We start from the raw sequence: 17,276 nt of genomic DNA, 5'->3' as shown, positions 1-17,276 counted from the left end.
TGAATTTACAAAGGTAACCATGCTCTATGTCAATTCGTAAGCGTTTAACACTTATCTTACTGTCAATGATGGTGTTAACCTGCTTTTTAGCTTTAGTAAAAGGCTATCAAAAAAGTATGAGCCATGGTGAGCAATTACTCGATAGTGAGCTAAAAGTAGTGGCTGGAGTGTTGATGCAACAGCCTCTATCTATAAACGCTATGGCGCCAAAAATGCAAGAAAGCGCCCAGCTACTGTATCAAATTTGGCAAAGTGGTGAGCTACTTAGCGGTTCTGACGAATTAAATCTTGATTTGAGCCAATATCAAGCGGGTTTTCAAACGCTTAATATTGCAGGGCAGCGAATGCGGGTATTCGTTTTTGCTACTTCTTTACGCACTGTTATTGTTGCCGAGCCGATTGCTAAGCGGTTTGAGCTTGCCGAGGCGGTGATTTTATCAGCCATGTTACCCATGTTATGGGCGGTTCCTTTGCTTGCGCTATTTATTAGCTTTTTTGTTAAATATGCACTGGCACCGTTAACCCGTTTATCAAAACAGTTAGCCCTGCGCCAAGCAAATGATTTCACAGCGATCAATTGGCAGGTGACGGATGAAGAAATAAAACCAGTGATCAGCCGCTTAAACGACTTATTTAAACGCGTAGAAACGGCCTATTTACGAGAGCGTTTTTTTGCCTCAGATGCCGCCCATGAATTACGTACACCCCTGAGCAGTTTAAAAATTAATGTGCATAATTTGGCCGCCCAACAAGGCGATAACCAAGAATTACAAGCCATGACTCAAGGTATAAATCGACTCACCAATATAGTGGAGCAAATGCTAATACTAGGACGTACTCAGCCAGAGCAGTGGCAAAAGCAGTTTAAAGAACAGTCATTATTAGCGATCACGCAAGAAGTAGTTAGCCAACTATATGAAAAAATAGAGGCTAAAAATCACACTATTAGCCTTGAGGGAGATGACTTTACTATTAACGGTGATGAGTTTACCTTAGTGACGTTGATTTCAAACCTACTGAGTAATGCTATAAAGTACGCGCCTGCAAACGGACAAATAAAAATTACCCTAAAGCAGATGCACAGGCAGCGTATTTGGCAAATAGAAGACAGCGGTCCAGGTATGACGGACGATCAAAAACAACGGATATTTAACCGTTTTTATCGCGTTGGCGGTGACCAACATCCTTCGGGTGAACAAGGTGCGGGCTTAGGCATGGCAATAGTCCAGCACATTATTGCTATTTATAGCGCTGAAATTAATTTAACAGACAGCGATTTGGGCGGCTTAAAAGTACAGGTAGTTTTTGCAGGAGCTAAATGTGATTAAACGACTTATTCACCCCTATTTATATTGTTGCGTATTTTTATCATTTAACGCCGCCAGTAAAGACTATCTTATTGTACTTAAAGATCATTTGTTTTATCCCGCAGAAATCGTGGTGCCGGCCAATAAAAAGGTACGCTTGTTAATCGAAAATCAAGATAGTACGCCTGAAGAATTCGACAGTTTCGATCTCAACCGAGAGAAAGTACTTTACCCTAATCGCAAAAGCGTTATTTATATTGGGCCGTTAACTCCTGGGCGTTATGAATTTTTTGGCGAGTTCTCGCCTAATACGGCGCGTGGTGCTGTAATAGCGACCGAAAAGGAGGGTTCTGATGCTAATAACTAGCCTTGTGATGAGCCTCAATCAGTTATTGCCGGTGGCCATTTTACTTATTTTACTCCAAGTGATTGCCAAGCAAAGTTTAGTGAAGGTACTGGGGATGCTTGTTTTAGGTGTGGGGCTATCATTTTTATTTGTAAAAAGTGCGCCGCTAATTAGTCCCTTGTTCGACTACCAGGGTTTAGAATATACCCAAATTGCTTTATGTGTTTTAGTGTTTATCAGTGCGCTGTACTACGCCATTAAACAAGCAACGCCTGCATTTATGATTGCGATTATCAGTGTAATGACTCTTTATTTAAGTCATTACATTATTTACCTGATTGGCTTTTGGCAAAACAACGAAGCAGCACAAAGCTTATTTATTGGCACTTTTTTAGGCTTAGGGATATGCAGTAGCTTTAGTGTGTTGTTGTATTTTTTATTGAGTGCAATCAAACAGCGCTTTGGGCTTATCCCTTTATTGGTATTGTTAGCATTAAACAGTGCGGCAAAACTGGTTGTGGCACTTGATTTGGCGAGCCAAATTGATTTGATAGCAACAACGGCAACCGTATGGGATTTACGTGCTATTTTAACTGAAAACTCAGAGTTTGGACGGGTTTTGCGCGCACTTATCGGTTATGAGGCTACGCCTAATTTAACCAGTGTTTTAAGTTATGTGCTGAGCAGCGTGTTATTTTTATCAGTTTGTTATTTTATTCCTAAATCAATAACTAAGGAACAATCATGAAAGCAATAAACCTATTTGCAGCCACTGTATTAATTGGTTTTTGTTTATTAATACCTAAGCTGGCTTATGCTGATGGCATAGTGGTTGATAAAGTTTATCATCCGTATGTGTTGCCGTTTGAGCGCGAGCTAGAGTGGCGGCTTGTGTCACATCAAACCGACAGTGGTAATATTTTAGCGCAGCGCGTTGGCTTAGGCGGCGCAATTAACGACACCATGGCATTGGAAGGCTATTTAGTGGGCGAGCGCGATGATAATGGTGACTTTGGCTTGCAAGCGTATGAGTTAGAACTTCGTTGGCAGTTAATAGAGCAGGGCAGGCTATGGGCTGATTGGGGCGCGTTATTTGAATTTGAAAAACAGCATGACGCCGACGCATACGAAGCAACCACCGGTTTTGTGATTGAAAAAGAGTTTGGTCGTGCAAGTCTCACTATGAATGCATTTTTAGTGTACGAGTGGGGCCAAGATATACAAAATGAGTGGGAAAGCGAATTTAGAGCGCAATATCGCTACCGCTATTTGTCTGCTTTTCAGCCCGCGGTTGAGGTTTATCTTGGCGAAGACTTTGTGGGTATTGGCCCCGGATTTATAGGGTTACATCGCTTTGATGGACAAAAACAATTAAAGTGGGAAGCCGGTTTTATTACTGAAATTAGCCAGTCAGAGAAAAATCATAGCTTTAGAATGGCACTAGAATTTGAATTTTAAGCTCTTTAAACAAGTACTTAATTTATAAAACGGGCTGCTTAAGCTATTTTATAAATTAAATCGCATTAAGGGTTGACTTGAGTCTGTAACTCTATATAGTAGTCCGCAGCTAGAAAGAAAGCATGATAATTTATAAATCTCCATTTCGTTGTTGTATAAGTAATACTTGTAGTACCGTCCTGAAGTTTTTAAGTACCATCTCATTTTTTGCTACACCGCCCATTAGGGCACAATTTAATTTTTATATCAGGAATAATACTATGTCTAACATCGTATCAGGTACAGTTAAGTGGTTCAACGAGTCTAAAGGTTTTGGTTTCATCGAGCAAGAAAATGGTCCAGACGTTTTCGCACATTTCTCAGCAATCAAAAGCGAAGGTTTCAAAACTTTAGCTGAAGGCCAACGTGTAGAGTTTACTCTTTCACAAGGTCAAAAAGGTCCTCAAGCTGATAACATCACAGCTCTATAATTTTACTTTTTAAGTAAAATGAAAAAAAGCGCTTAAGGCGCTTTTTTTGTGTCTAAAATTCAAGATCTGCCACCACAGTGTTGCGCAAATATATCACCACGGTCATTTTCATTTCTATTTACATCACCTGCTATTTTTAACATCATAAACTGCGCTATAAATTAATAGTTTCTGTACGCTTTCTAGGTTAAAGTTAATACTTAAATCACAGGGGGTGTTTATTTTTAAATTTACATTATTAGCGTTAGGGTTGTTATTTAGCCATAATATTCAGGCTAATGAGCCTAAATTGGTTATTTATACCGAAAGCTTTGCCCCTTACAATTTTCAAAATGAAGCTGGGCAGCTGGCGGGTATTAATCATGATATAGTGAAAGATGCTTGTGCTCGTGCCGCACTAGAGTGCGAATTTATTATGTTACCTTGGAAGCGTGCTTACCAGTTAGTGCAAAATAACCCACACTCAGCCATCATTTCTCTAGCAAAAACGCAAGAACGTATTCCTCTTTTTGAATGGGTGGGACCTTTGGTATCGAGCCAAACCTACTTTTTTAAATTAAAAACTAGCGACCATATTGTGATGAATGATATTTCACAAGCTAAAAACTACTCGTTGGGCATAGTGCGAGGCGACATTTATGAAATGCTGGTGCGTCGACTTGGGTTTGTTACCGATAAAAACTTACTACTGTTTAGTGAAGCAGACTCATTTATGCGACTGTTTTTTAAAAAACGCATCGATTTAATTATTGGCTCTGACTTTACTATTGATCATCAAACTGAGCCATTTGGGTACTCTAGGGATGATTTGGTGAAGCTCAAGCAAATTCATGTGGATGAGCTTAAAGGCAACTATATTGGCTTTAACAAAGCCGCTTCACCTGTGGTAGTAAAACGCTTTAATCAAGCACTTGAGCAGCTTAAGGCAGAGTCTGGCTATGAAGCTTACATTAAACGTTATGTAAAAAATTAAGCCTATAGACAATAATAAACACGCCTAAGCACAGAAAAACTCAAAAAGTTCCCACTCAATAATGCCTATATTACCTCTTCACAGCCTTCATTCTTGTTAACTTCGCTACCTTTTATACTCTCAAGTGCCTTGTAAAGGGCTAATAAGTAAATGCTCCTACAGCTACACAGTTGTTCATATTTTTTAGTAATACCAATTCGCTTAATTAAGTGGTCTATTTTGAGGCTGGAAAAACGAGTTGATAGCTAGGCAAAAAATTCGCTATTTAGTTGTTCTAAATGAGAATTTTTTAACACAGGTAGCGACATGTTTAGCCCCGCAAAATGATTAAGTATTATTGCGGATTGGTATAAGTGCAATGATGGCTTTTGATGGCGTAAGGAGTGCGTGAATGAAAGCTTTGCTAGGGAATTTTTAGGTATGAATTGCTGAGGATTTAGAAAGTAGAGGCTATAAAAACGATAAAAGGGCCTTGCGGCCCTTGGTGAAGTATCGTTCAAGTCAGATAGTGCTTTAACCCCTTAAAGCGCTATCCTATTGTTTTGCAACAGTTGGATCGTCTCATTAAGTTTCTAAGCTAGCGAGAGGAAAAACCCAGCAATTGCTGCGCTCATAAGGTTAGCCATAGATCCTGCTAACACTGCTCTGAGCCCTAAGCGTGCGATATCCTTTCGCCGACTAGGCGCCATACCGCCTAATCCACCTAGTAAAATGGCTATCGATGATAAGTTAGCAAAGCCACACAAAGCAAAAGTAACAATTGCTTGTGTATGCGCACTTAACGTATCGCGATAATTTATAAAGTCTAAGTAAGCAACAAACTCATTTACCACTAACTTTTGACCAATAAAGCTGCCGGCTATAATTGCCTCATTCCACGGTACTCCTAGTAACCATGCAACAGGGGCAAATAAATAACCTAAAATTTCTTGTAGCGTTAGTGTTGGGTAATCAAACAACCCACCAATACCGCCTAACAAACCGTTTAATAAAGCAATTAATGCAACAAAAGCAAGTAGCATTGCACCTACGTTAAGTGCCAACTGCATACCGTTTGACGCACCTGATGCTGCTGCATCGATTACGTTAACCGGTTTGTCGTCGCCTAAATCTATATCGGCTAAATCATCTCTTGGCGTTTCTGTCTCTGGCACAATCATTTTTGCCATTAAGAAACCACCAGGCGCTGCCATAAAACTGGCCGCAATTAAGTATTTAAGGTCTACACCAATTATCACGTAACCGGCCATTACCGAGCCTGCTACGGTTGCCAAACCACCAACCATTACTGCAAACAATTCCGACTTGGTCATTGTCGCAATAAACGGTTTAACAATGAGTGGTGCTTCAGTTTGGCCCACAAAAATATTTGCGGTGGCTGAAAGCGACTCGGTGCGAGAGGTTTTCAACAGTTTTTGTAAACCACCGCCTAAAATTTTAATCACCCAATCCATAATGCCAAGGTGGTAAAGCACAGCAACAAGCGCTGAGAAAAACACAATCACTGGCAATACTTGAATGGCAAAAATAAACCCGAGTGTATCTTGCGATGCTAGTGGGCCAAATAAAAAGCTTATACCATCGTTAGCAAATCCAATCACCGATGAAACGGCGCGAGACATACTCGCTAATACATTTTTTCCTGCTTCAAAAAACAGTACAAAACCGCCGATAATGACTTGCATTAAAAATGCGATACCCACGGTTCTTAATTTTATTGCTTTGCGATCAGTTGAGGCCGCAAAAGCGATGCCTAGTAGCACTAGCATGCCTACTAAGCTCATAAATGTTGTCATACAAACGTTTCCCGTTGTTATTCTTGTAAAATGTACTTTATTTTACTTTTTATAATATCAATCGCAACGCGATTCATACCGCCTCGAGTCACAACTAAGTCAGCGTTATGCTTTGAAGGCTCAATAAATTGATAAAACATCGGTCTAACAGTTGCTTGATATTGCTCAACAACAGATTGTAATGTTCTGCCTCTTTGTTCCATGTCGCGTTGCATTCGGCGCATTAAACAAATATCTAATGGCGTATCTATAAACACCTTGATATCAAATTCTTTATTAAGCGCTTTATCACTCAGTAATAAAATACCTTCTACAATGAGTATTTTAGCCGAAGCCACACGGCGCGTTTTATCGCTACGTGTATGCTGGGCATAATCATAAGTTGGTACTTCAACAGAGTGGCCATTACGAAGTTGCGTTAAATGCTCAAGCAATAGCTCGTGTTCAAATGCATCAGGATGGTCGTAATTCGTTTGCGTACGATGTGCCATCGGCAAATGCGATTGATCCTTGTAATAAGCATCTTCTTCAATAATGGCGATAGCGCCTGGTTCAAGCTCATTTACCAATTCATTGTAAATAGTTTGGCTAAATAGAGATTTGCCGGACGCCGATGCGCCTGCAATAGCTATAATAGTTCGTGTCACTAAAGTTCTCACCCACACAGAAGGATATATTGTTGGTAGATCACAATAGCAAAAAAGACACGATTAATCTCTTTTGCTTCGCTTAAGAGTGCAAATTTATAATGTTTAGGTTTTATGAAACAGGACTTATGTCCTGTACGGAAAATTCGAAGAGCAGATAAAGTAACCACCTAGAACAGATGTGAGGTCACAATGGCAAGAGCAATTATCTTAATGGCGGATAGTTTAGGAATTGGCGCAGCACCCGATGCAGATAAATTTGGTGATGTTGGTGCTAATACATTCGCACATTTACTCAAGGCATATTATGACGAGACTGGCAATAAGCTTTCGCTTCCTAACCTTTCAAAATTAGGGTTAGTGGATGCATGTGAAGCCGCTGGTAAAGAACCCTGTTTAGTTGCTGAGCGACATGAACCACAAGGTGCATGGGGTTACGCAAAAGAGCTTTCAAGCGGTAAAGACACGCCATCGGGTCATTGGGAAATGGCAGGCGTGCCAGTGTTATTTGATTGGGGTTACTTCCCTAAAACACAGCCGAGTTTCCCACAAGAATTTGTAGACGAGTTTATTGCTCGCACAGGTATTCCGGGCATTTTAGGCAATTGCCATGCCTCAGGTACCACGATTTTAGAGCAGCTGGGTGAAGAGCACGTAAAAACAGGTAAACCAATCTGTTACACCTCAGCTGACAGTGTGTTTCAAATAGCCGCGCATGAAGAATCATTCGGCCTAGAGAAGCTTTATCAAGTTTGCGAAATCGCACGGGCGCTGCTTGATGAAATGAATATAGGGCGAGTGATTGCGCGGCCATTTTTGGGTTCTAATAATCAAGATTTTGCCAGAACAGGTAATCGTCGTGATTATTCAGTATTACCGCCATCGCCAACATTGCTTGATGTACTTGCAAAAGACGGTGGCGAAGTTATCAGTATTGGTAAAATTTCAGATATTTATGCGCATCAAGGCATTACCCAAAAGCATAAAGCACCAGGGTTAATGAACTTGCTAGAAAAAACCAGCGAAGTGGTTGCGACTGCGCCGGATCACAGTTTGATTTTTACCAATTTAGTTGATTTTGATGAAAAGTTTGGTCACCGCCGAAATCCTGTTGGCTATGCGAAAGCGCTCAAAGAGTTTGATGATTACTTACCCACTATTTTAGCGCAATTAAAGCCGGATGATTTATTAATGATCACCGCCGATCATGGCTGTGACCCGACCTTTCCAGGGTCTGAGCACACCCGTGAATATGTGCCGGTTATTGCCTATCAGACAGGGATGAAAAATACCCCGCTGGGCGAACGCAATAGCTTTGCCGATATTGGCCAAACGCTTGCACAATGGTTTAACCTTAAAGCGTTAGAATATGGTGATGGCTTTATTGATAAGCTGAACACAGTTAAATAACTTAAAAATACGCTCGCTATTTTTAAAGTAATAGGGCTTTTAGCCAAACAAAAGGAAAACAATCGATGAGTACTCCGCATATCAGTGCAAACGTAGGTGATTTTGCCGAAACAGTATTAATGCCAGGCGATCCGCTACGCGCACAATATATTGCTGAAAACTTTTTAGATGATGCAGTGCAAGTAACCGGCGTACGTAACATGTACGGCTTTACTGGAACTTACAAAGGTAAGCCAGTGAGCATTATGGGTTCTGGCATGGGCATTCCTTCAATGTCAATTTATGCTCGTGAGCTTATTGTCAGTTTTGGCGTTAAAAATATTATTCGTATAGGTACCTGTGGTGGTATTGGTAGCGATATTAAAATTCGCGACGTAATTTTTGCACAAGGTGCAAGCACAGATTCAAACGTAAATCGTGCCCGCGTTCGTGGTACTGACTTTGCTGCCATTGCTAACTTTGACCTACTTTTAAACGGCGTAAATGCAGCTAAAGATTTAGGTATTGATGCGAAAGTAGGTAACGTATTTACTACCGATACTTTTTATCAAGCAGACGACACGTTTTATAAAGATCTAGACAAACTAGGTGTACTCGCTGTTGATATGGAAACAGCTGGCTTATACGGCGTAGCAGCAGAGTATGGCGCAAAAGCAATGGCATTATTTACCGTCAGTGATCATGTAATCACCGGCGAAGCAACACCTGCAGATGAGCGTCAAACCACGTTCAACGAAATGGTTAAAATTGCCCTAGAGTCAATTTAATTAACCTGAACTTTGGTTAAGAGATTTACTAACGTATTGAATCAAAATTGATATTTATGTTTATTTTCTCTAGCCAGAGATTTCCAGTGAAAACAAGGCGAAATTACGCGTCAATAGCTCGCCTATTGTAAGTGAATTCAACGTAGTTAGCGCTGTAAATAGCTGCTTGAGATAGATTTATTATCCAGAGTTCAGGTTAAATACAACAGTTCCTTGGTAACGTATTCACTAAGTTTTGGAGACACGCCCAAAGTGAAGTGAGACTAAACCCCCAAAGCCGCATTTTATGCGGCTTTTTTTATGTCTGAAATTTAGGTGTGAGATTCGGGCCTCGGGGTGCGGGCCACGGGTTTCGGGGTGCGGGCCACGGGTTTCGAGCTATGAGCTACGGGCTTTATGGTTCTAGGTCTCAGCACTAGCTCGCTGCTCGTCACTCGAAGCTCGTTGTCTTCTCTTTGTTCAAACAGTTTTAGTGAATTTTGCACAAAGAGGGCGAAGAGACGCTGCGCTTTTAGAGGAAGAAAAACCTAAATATTGATCTGTAGCAGCGATTTTATATCGCGTCAGATATGTATTTACCACCGAGAACACTGAGTTCACAGAGAAATGCTTAAAAAAATACTAATCTACCTCTGTGTAGCGCAAAGCGCCTCGGAACCCTCTGTGGTGAAAAATTGTTTTTAGCAGTAAGTGCCTTTTGTAGCAGCGATTTTATATCGCGTCAGGTCTAGGATATTAAACACAAATGCGCGAGGTAAACTCCCGCCTACTGATATGGTTAACTTCTGAATTTACTGTAGGCAGGCTTTATGCCGAGCAAGGTCATTAATGAAAAATAAATATTTACCACCGAGAACACAGAGCTCGCAGAGAAATGCTTAAAAAACACCCATCTTCCTCTGTGCAGCGCAAAGCGCCTCGGAACCCTCTGTGGTGAAAAATTGCTTTTAGCAGTAAATGTCTTTCGTAGCTGCGATTTTATATCGCGTCAGGTCTAGGTCATTAAGTATAGAGACGCGGGGTAAACCCGCTGCTACCAGTTTGGTGTTTTACTTTCTCTTTTACTTCTCATTTACTTCTCTTTGTTCAAATAGTTTTTAAGTGATTTATTCACAAAGAGGACAAAGAGACGCTGCGCTAAAAGAGTAGATTAAAGGTCTCAGGTTTTAGCACTAGCTCGTTGCTCGAAACCCGTAGCTCGCTGCCTTCTCATTTATTTCCCTGTCAGTATTTACAACTTGATGCTAATGTTTAAGTTATAAAACTTGCTTTTAAAATGAAGCACTTTAAAGTTTTAGCTGATAGCTGATAGCTGATAGCTGATAGCTGATAGCTGATAGCTGATAACTAATAGCTGATAGCTGATAGCTGATAGCTGATAGCTGATAGCTGATAGCTGATAGCTGATAGCTGATAGCTGATAGCTGATAGCTGATAGCTGATAGCTGATAGCTGATAGCTGATAGCTGATAGCTGATAGCTAAAACACGTTTTACACTCTGGAGTAATTATGTCTAATTGGATTGATGCGACAGTAAAGTCAGTTAAATGGTGGAATGAATCGTTATTTAGCTTAACGGTTAACGCCGATGTAGAACCGTTTAAAGCAGGGCAATTTACAAAGCTCTCTGTTATGGACGGTGAAAAACGCATTGCTCGGGCTTACTCGTATGTTAACGCACCAGATGATCCAAATTTAGAATTTTATTTAATTAATGTAGTCGATGGCCAATTGTCATCGCATTTAGCACAACTAACCCCAGGTGACACTGTACTAATAGAGCGCCGTGCTAGCGGTTTTTTTACCCTTGACGAAGTGCCAGCGAGTGAACAACTTTGGATGCTTAGCACCGGCACCGCTATTGGCCCGTTTTTATCTATATTGCAGCAAAGTGAGGTATGGCAAAAATACAAACATATCAACTTAGTGCATGGGGTGCGCCTAAATAGCGATTTAAGCTATCAGGAGCTAATTAATAAGTTATTAAAGGCTCATCCAGGGCAGCTTAATTATGTGCCAGTAGTTAGCCGTGAGGAGCCTTTACAAGGTTTAGCTGGGCGAATAACCACGGTGATAAAAAATAACGCGCTATCTGAACATGTGGGGCTGTGTGCTACTCCCAATAATGCGCAGTTTATGTTGTGTGGTAATCCGCAAATGGTTAAAGATACCAGTGAGTTATTAGTGGCTCAAAACTATAAGCGTAATCGTCGAAAAGAGCCGGGGCATATTACGGTTGAGCAGTATTGGTAATGAGCTATAACGCTATAATAACTATCTCATGAGGGTAAAATTTGCTATGTTGCGCGTTAATTGCATTTTGTCTTTGTACTTAGGAAAACCATGAAACCTTCATTCATTATATATGCGTGTTTATTCGCCGCTTTCACATTAAACTGTCATGCCATAGAGCAATCGGCATCATCAAACAATGCTGAACTGACACAGCCAGAAAAAGTACAGCCGCAACAAGATGCACTTGATACGTTAACTCAAGAGGCTAACATACCTAAACAACCCGATGTAAAGAGAGTGACTGCAGATGATTCTAAAGTACTTGGCAGCGAATCAACGAAGCCGGTTGAACAGCCTAAAAGTAAAGTAGATAAAGCACAAGCGGTCGTCGAGGCTGAGCAAGCAGTAACGCAAGCAAAAGAGGCACTTACAGCAAGGCAACAAGCCAAAGCAAAACAGTCTCGTGAGTCACTTGCTGTTATAGAGCAATTAGTTAAAGCCTACAACGCGCGTAACATTGAAGAATTTATTCGTATGTATGATGAAGATGTTGAGTTTTATATTTTCCCGAATGAGCTATTATTTAAAGGTAAAGAAAAATTAATTGCGCGTTATGGCATTATGTTTAAAAAGCTAAAGTGTCTTCACTCATCACCTATTAAGCGTATTGTGCATGGTGACATTGTGATTGACCATGAGCTATCAGAAACCTGCTCTAACGATCCGAACGTGATAGATAAACGTTCAGAGCTTATTTCAAGCTATCAAATTAAAGATGGCAAAGTGGTTAGGGTATTATTTTTTAGGTAATTATTAATTATGCAGCTAAGTGACGAGAAAAAAATTCGTGTAATGTATCGTGTAGAGCCCGGCTGTTTAGGCCCTGAGGGCGCAGACCACATTGAAGACTTTTGTCGCTTTGCGAACAAGCATATTAAGTCGCCTTATTATGCGCAGTTATTATTTTTACCTCGATACGACAAGCAAAAAGATGAGCGGCAATACAGCGTTAAAAACCGCAACTTATCTCAAGTGCAGGCTAAAGCGTATTTAAATCATTTTGAAATCAACATAGAAGACTTTGAAGAGCAGCTCGACGAGCTGCTTACTAAGTCAATAGACTTATACTTTAAACGCTAAGCTCTATTGACCTTTGTAGATTGATATTTGTTTAATCTAGAGGTAGTTTAATTGCGGCGCGAGCTTCTAACCTAGTGGGGTCGATAACTGCGCCTAAGTTATTCTACTGGCTTACATCCTTGTAATAATAAGTAAAAACTGAGCAAAACTTTCGCGTTCTGCTCACGCTTTTTACCACCCTCCCTGTAGGCTACGAAGTTTAGGCTTCGTTTGAAACAATCGCATTAAAGCTATCGTTATCATGTAGGCTGGCAAAAGCACTTTCGTGAAGTAGCTCGTTTCGTAAGTTAGGCGAGTATTCAAGCGACATTTTTATATCAGCTAGGGCATCTGCATGTTCATGTGTTAAAGCATACGCACAGGCTCTTTGCCAATAGGCGTAACCATAGTCGCTATCTATATCAATTGCTTGATTACAAAGCTCAATAGCTTGCTCAGTCTCATTTAGCTCTAATAATGCATCCGCTTTGTAGGCAATGGCTTCTACATCTTCTGGTTTACGTTTTAAAATTTCATCGAATATTTCAATTTTATTCGCAATATCACTTTCAAGGTTGGCTCGCATCCATAATGAATGAACTTCATTAGTGATTGATATGCGTTCTTGGTTACTGAGTATTTCTTCAGAGCGTACTCGCAGTTTTTCTTCTAATATTTTCAAGCGATCTTCATACTCATCAGTAATAACACTCACTCGGGTGTTTACTATATCTTCTACTTTGTTCTTTACATCACGTAACGAGTTCCAGCCCACTAATACCAAAATAGACGCGGTGGCGGTAATAATAAAAAATACATTATTAATGGTATCTGTGGTGTAGGTAAGCGCCCGATCGGCGGTGTCTAACTGTGCATGCGTAACTTGTTTGGTCACGTCTTCACGCAGTTTTTGTTGATCTTGGCGTACCGACTTTAATTCGTCGAGAATATAACGTTCAAGTAATGGTTTGTACAAAGGGGCTTCTAGCTGTGCTAATTCACGCTGTTGTTGCTCGTTGAGTGCTGCGGTGTTTTTATCAGCAGCTTGCACCGCAGATGAAAAAACACCAATAAATACAATAAATAGTAAAAAATAAAAACGCATTGATATGCCTAGTTAAAAAATTAGTTAATCGCTTTGTTAACTTTAACATGCGCACATCATTGGTACTAGGGGTACTAGGGTGAGGATAGGGAAGCTGGAATTAACTCAAAAATCTTTTATTACAGGCAAAAAAAATCCAGCCCAAGTTGGGCTGGAAAAAACTACATCAACATATCAAGGGAACAATAGGAGATAGGTGCTATTGTAAGTTTGCCTACCTGAATTTTTACTTAACTAAATTCAAATGGATAAAAATAAAAAAGAAATAAAGGTGCATAAGTAACTTATACACCTTTTATAACTATAATTTCATGGCGAAGGGGGGTATTCCACTGTGCACTTAAGAAAACCTAAGTCACTTTCAAACCCTTCATCGTACATTACGTGGCTATTTTTAATAACGATCATCTATTTTATAAAAAGTTTTAATATTTATTTACGCTAAGCACAAACATTGGCTGCATCATCATATTTATAAATGAGAGTAATCGTTTTAAAGCATTACTTTGCCCTAGCGTATCAAAGCAGCTACACGTATATTGAATAAGCAGAGACCATACATAACAGCGCTCCCAATTGGTGAATACCAAAAGCAGTAAGCATGGGCGTTTTTATTTATACTTAAAAAGGAGCTCAATATGGATAATCATAAAGCGGGTAAATGCCCGGTTATGCACGGCAGTAATACTACAACCGAAAACACCAATACAGATTGGTGGCCAAATTCACTTAATTTAGACATTCTTCATCAGCACGATAGCAAAAGCAGCCCCTACGACAGCGACTTTAATTACGCCGACGCTTTTAATTCACTCGACCTAGAAGCACTTAAAACCGATTTAAAAGATTTAATGACTCAAAGCCAACCTTGGTGGCCAGCTGATTGGGGGCACTATGGAGGCCTGATGATCCGTATGGCATGGCACTCTGCGGGCTCGTACCGTTTAGCTGATGGTCGAGGCGGTGGTGGTACCGGTAATCAACGTTTTGCACCACTTAATTCGTGGCCAGATAATGCCAACCTAGATAAAGCGCGCCGTTTATTATGGCCAATTAAAAAGAAATATGGCAATAAGCTTTCATGGGCCGATTTAATTATTTTAGCCGGTAATATGGCGTACGAATCAATGGGATTAAAAACCTTTGGTTTTGCCGGTGGCCGTGAAGATATTTGGCATCCAGAAAAAGACGTTTATTGGGGCGCAGAAAAAGAATGGCTTGCGCCAAGTGATGAGCGATATACCCAGGTTGATAAACCCGATACCATGGAAAACCCATTAGCGGCAGTGCAAATGGGTTTAATTTACGTAAACCCAGAAGGGGTAAATGGTAAACCCGATCCGCTTAAAACCGCAGAACAAGTGCGCGAAACCTTTGCGCGTATGGCAATGAACGACGAAGAAACCGCAGCGCTAACGGTAGGTGGCCATACAGTAGGTAAAACCCATGGTAACGGCAAAGAAGAAAACTTAGGCCCAGAGCCAGAAGCCGCCGATGTGCACGAGCAAGGCCTTGGCTGGAATAACCATAAAACCCGTGGCATTGGCCGCGATACCATGACCTCAGGTATTGAAGGCGCATGGACAACCTACCCAACTAAATGGGACAACGGTTATTGTAAACTGTTGCTCAATTACGAGTGGGAGCTAACCAAAAGCCCTGCAGGGGCTCATCAGTGGGAGCCGGTTAATATTAAAGAAGAAGATAAACCCGTTGATGTGGAAGACCCTTCGATTCGTTTAAACCCAATAATGACCGATGCCGACATGGCAATGAAGCTCGACCCAGCGTACCGTAAAATTATTGAGCGTTTTAATGACGATTTTGAGTACTTTACTGACGTATTTGCCCGCGCATGGTTTAAGTTAACCCACCGTGATTTAGGGCCAAAATCACGTTATTTGGGCGCCGATGTACCCAGTGAAGATTTAATTTGGCAAGATCCTATTCCTGCAGTTGATTACACCCTAAGCGACGCTGAAATAACCGAGTTAAAAGCGAAGCTACTTAATTGTGGATTGAGTGAAACCGACTTAATTAATACCGCATGGGATAGCGCCCGCACTTACAGAGGCTCAGATCACCGTGGTGGTGCAAATGGCGCCCGTATTCGCCTTGCTCCGCAAAATAACTGGCAAGGTAACGAACCAGAGCGTTTAGCCAATGTGATTGCAGCCTTTGAAAAACTGCAAGCGAGTTTAACTAAGCCTGTCAGTATGGCCGATTTAATTGTACTTGGCGGCACCGCTGCGGTTGAGCAAGCGGCTAAAAAGGCAGGAGTTGATATAACCGTACCGTTTGCCCCAGGGCGTGGCGATGCTAGTGATGACATGACCGATGCAGAGTCATTCGAGCCATTAGAACCAATTCATGACGGTTTTAGAAATTGGCTGAAAAAAGACTATGCTGTATCCGCCGAGGAGCTATTACTAGAGCGCAGCCAATTAATGGGGCTAACCGCACCAGAAATGAGCGTATTACTAGGCGGTATGCGCGTACTAGGTACTAACTATGGCAATAGTGAACATGGTGTATTTACCGATAACGTAGGTGTACTCAGTAACGACTTTTTTGTTAATTTAACCGACATGAACAACCGCTGGGAGCCTGCAGCTAAAGGCGAGTACAACATAGTCGACCGCGCTAGTGGTAAAACTAAGTACACGGCTACGCGGGTTGATTTAGTATTTGGTTCAAACTCAATACTCCGTGCACTGGCAGAGTTTTATGCTCAAGACGATAACAAAACTCGTTTTGTACACGACTTTGTCGCCGCATGGGTAAAAGTGATGAACGCCGACCGGTTTGATATTAAATAAACCTAAGTAAAATTTAAAAAGGAGCAGCAATGCTCCTTTTTTTATTATTTGAAAGTTACGGGCTGCGGGTAACGGGCAACGGGCTGCGAGGCGCGAGCTAGTGCTAAAATCTGAAACCTTTATCCTTAACCTACTCTTTCAGCGCAGCGCCTCATAGCCCTCTTTGTGCATAATTCACTAAAAGCTATTTGAACACAGAGAAGCGAATGAGAGTAAATGAGAAGACAGCGGACTTCGAGCTGCGAGACGCTAGCTAGTGCTAAAATCTGAAACCTTTATCCTTTAACCTGCTCTTTCAGCGCAGCGCCTCATAGCCCTCTTTGTGCATAATTCACTAAAAGCTATTTGAACACAGAGAAGCGAATGAGAGTAAATGAGAAGACAACGGACTTCGAGCTGCGGGTAAAATGCAATGACCTAGGCCTGACGCGATATAAAATCGCTGCTACACCCTGATAGTTGCTTTTTCCTCTAAAAGCGCAGCGTCTCATAACCTCTTTGTGCATAATTCATTAAAAGCTATTTGAACACAGAGAAGCGAATGAGAGTAAATGAGAAGGCTACGGGCTACGAGGCGCGAGACGCGGGTAAAATGCAGCGCCTCTTAACCTCTGTGGTGAATAAATCACTTAAAATCTATTTGCACAAACAGCAAAGAGCGAGTACAAATGAGCAAAAAACACAGCCTTTCTTTGCTTTTATAAATAAATTACTAATTGCGTTTTAATTAATACCAAGCATAATTTTGGCGAACCCCGAACCCCGAACCCCGAACCCCGAACCCCGAACCCCGAACCCCGAACCCCGAACCCCGAACCCCGAA

15 protein-coding genes are annotated in these 17,276 nt (G+C 41.2%); 12 read left to right on the top strand and 3 right to left on the bottom strand.

Annotated features, from left to right (window positions below; genetic code table 11):
* Nucleotides 1-26: 26 nt before the first annotated feature.
* From A9479_RS04335 to A9479_RS04310, 6 genes are all read left to right on the top strand, one after another.
* Nucleotides 27-1,328 (top strand): ATP-binding protein, encoded by a 1,302-nt coding sequence (locus tag A9479_RS04335; RefSeq protein ID WP_029609982.1) that lies wholly within the window; start codon nt 27-29, stop codon nt 1,326-1,328.
* Nucleotides 1,321-1,674, top strand: a complete 354-nt coding sequence (locus A9479_RS04330) for a cupredoxin domain-containing protein (protein WP_028834667.1) — start codon at nt 1,321-1,323, stop codon at nt 1,672-1,674. Before A9479_RS04335 ends, A9479_RS04330 begins: the two co-directional genes overlap by 8 nt.
* Nucleotides 1,661-2,401, top strand: a complete 741-nt coding sequence (locus A9479_RS04325) for a hypothetical protein (protein WP_064662776.1) — start codon at nt 1,661-1,663, stop codon at nt 2,399-2,401. The genes A9479_RS04330 and A9479_RS04325 overlap by 14 nt, the downstream gene beginning before the upstream one ends.
* Nucleotides 2,398-3,111 carry a hypothetical protein gene (locus A9479_RS04320; RefSeq protein WP_028834668.1) on the top strand — a complete coding sequence of 238 codons (714 nt, stop codon included), beginning with the start codon at nt 2,398-2,400 and terminating at the stop codon, nt 3,109-3,111. The genes A9479_RS04325 and A9479_RS04320 overlap by 4 nt, the downstream gene beginning before the upstream one ends.
* Before the next feature lie 260 nt (nt 3,112-3,371).
* Nucleotides 3,372-3,581: a cold-shock protein gene (locus A9479_RS04315; RefSeq protein WP_008467029.1), complete on the top strand. Its 210-nt coding sequence runs from the start codon at nt 3,372-3,374 to the stop codon at nt 3,579-3,581.
* A 214-nt stretch (nt 3,582-3,795) separates the two neighbouring features.
* The gene (locus tag A9479_RS04310) at nt 3,796-4,554 is read left to right on the top strand and encodes an ABC transporter substrate-binding protein (protein WP_064662775.1); all 759 of its coding nucleotides are present in this window, start codon (nt 3,796-3,798) and stop codon (nt 4,552-4,554) included.
* Nucleotides 4,555-5,126: 572 nt separating this feature from the next.
* Here A9479_RS04310 and A9479_RS04305 read toward each other — a convergent pair.
* Together A9479_RS04305 and udk are read right to left on the bottom strand one after the other, a co-directional pair.
* On the bottom strand, nt 5,127-6,350 hold the full coding sequence (locus tag A9479_RS04305; protein ID WP_064662774.1) for a NupC/NupG family nucleoside CNT transporter: 1,224 nt from the start codon (nt 6,348-6,350) through the stop codon (nt 5,127-5,129).
* A 17-nt stretch (nt 6,351-6,367) separates the two neighbouring features.
* Nucleotides 6,368-6,997, bottom strand: a complete 630-nt coding sequence (gene udk, locus A9479_RS04300; protein ID WP_013462847.1) for a uridine kinase — start codon at nt 6,995-6,997, stop codon at nt 6,368-6,370.
* 192 nt (nt 6,998-7,189) lie between these two features.
* Here udk and A9479_RS04295 point away from each other — a divergent pair, with 192 nt between their 5' ends.
* The 5 genes from A9479_RS04295 (at nt 7,190) to A9479_RS04275 (ending at nt 12,550) form a co-directional block, all read left to right on the top strand.
* Entirely contained in the window at nt 7,190-8,407 is a 1,218-nt protein-coding gene (locus A9479_RS04295; protein WP_033103236.1) for a phosphopentomutase, read from the top strand.
* 65 nt (nt 8,408-8,472) lie between these two features.
* The gene (gene deoD / locus A9479_RS04290; RefSeq protein ID WP_008110728.1) at nt 8,473-9,174 is read left to right on the top strand and encodes a purine-nucleoside phosphorylase; all 702 of its coding nucleotides are present in this window, start codon (nt 8,473-8,475) and stop codon (nt 9,172-9,174) included.
* Nucleotides 9,175-10,684: 1,510 nt separating this feature from the next.
* Complete coding sequence (locus A9479_RS04285; RefSeq protein WP_016900123.1) at nt 10,685-11,428, top strand: ferredoxin--NADP reductase; 744 nt, start codon at nt 10,685-10,687, stop codon at nt 11,426-11,428.
* 90 nt (nt 11,429-11,518) lie between these two features.
* Nucleotides 11,519-12,220, top strand: a complete 702-nt coding sequence (locus A9479_RS04280) for a nuclear transport factor 2 family protein (protein WP_064662773.1) — start codon at nt 11,519-11,521, stop codon at nt 12,218-12,220.
* A gap of 9 nt (nt 12,221-12,229) precedes the next feature.
* The gene (locus tag A9479_RS04275) at nt 12,230-12,550 is read left to right on the top strand and encodes a hypothetical protein (RefSeq protein WP_008467890.1); all 321 of its coding nucleotides are present in this window, start codon (nt 12,230-12,232) and stop codon (nt 12,548-12,550) included.
* 199 nt (nt 12,551-12,749) lie between these two features.
* Here the strand turns inward: A9479_RS04275 and A9479_RS04270 are convergent, their stop codons facing one another.
* Complete coding sequence (locus A9479_RS04270; protein WP_008467888.1) at nt 12,750-13,634, bottom strand: tetratricopeptide repeat protein; 885 nt, start codon at nt 13,632-13,634, stop codon at nt 12,750-12,752.
* Nucleotides 13,635-14,272: 638 nt separating this feature from the next.
* Between A9479_RS04270 and katG the strand changes: the two genes are divergently transcribed.
* The gene (gene katG / locus A9479_RS04265) at nt 14,273-16,453 is read left to right on the top strand and encodes a catalase/peroxidase HPI (RefSeq protein WP_064662772.1); all 2,181 of its coding nucleotides are present in this window, start codon (nt 14,273-14,275) and stop codon (nt 16,451-16,453) included.
* The last annotated feature ends 823 nt before the right edge of the window (nt 16,454-17,276 follow it).

The sequence above is a fragment of the Pseudoalteromonas sp. MQS005 genome, assembly GCF_001661605.1.
In the GTDB taxonomy this organism is placed as follows: domain Bacteria; phylum Pseudomonadota; class Gammaproteobacteria; order Enterobacterales; family Alteromonadaceae; genus Pseudoalteromonas; species Pseudoalteromonas tetraodonis.
Note: the sequence above shows the minus strand (reverse complement) of the source record. Positions and strands in the feature narration are given on the sequence as shown.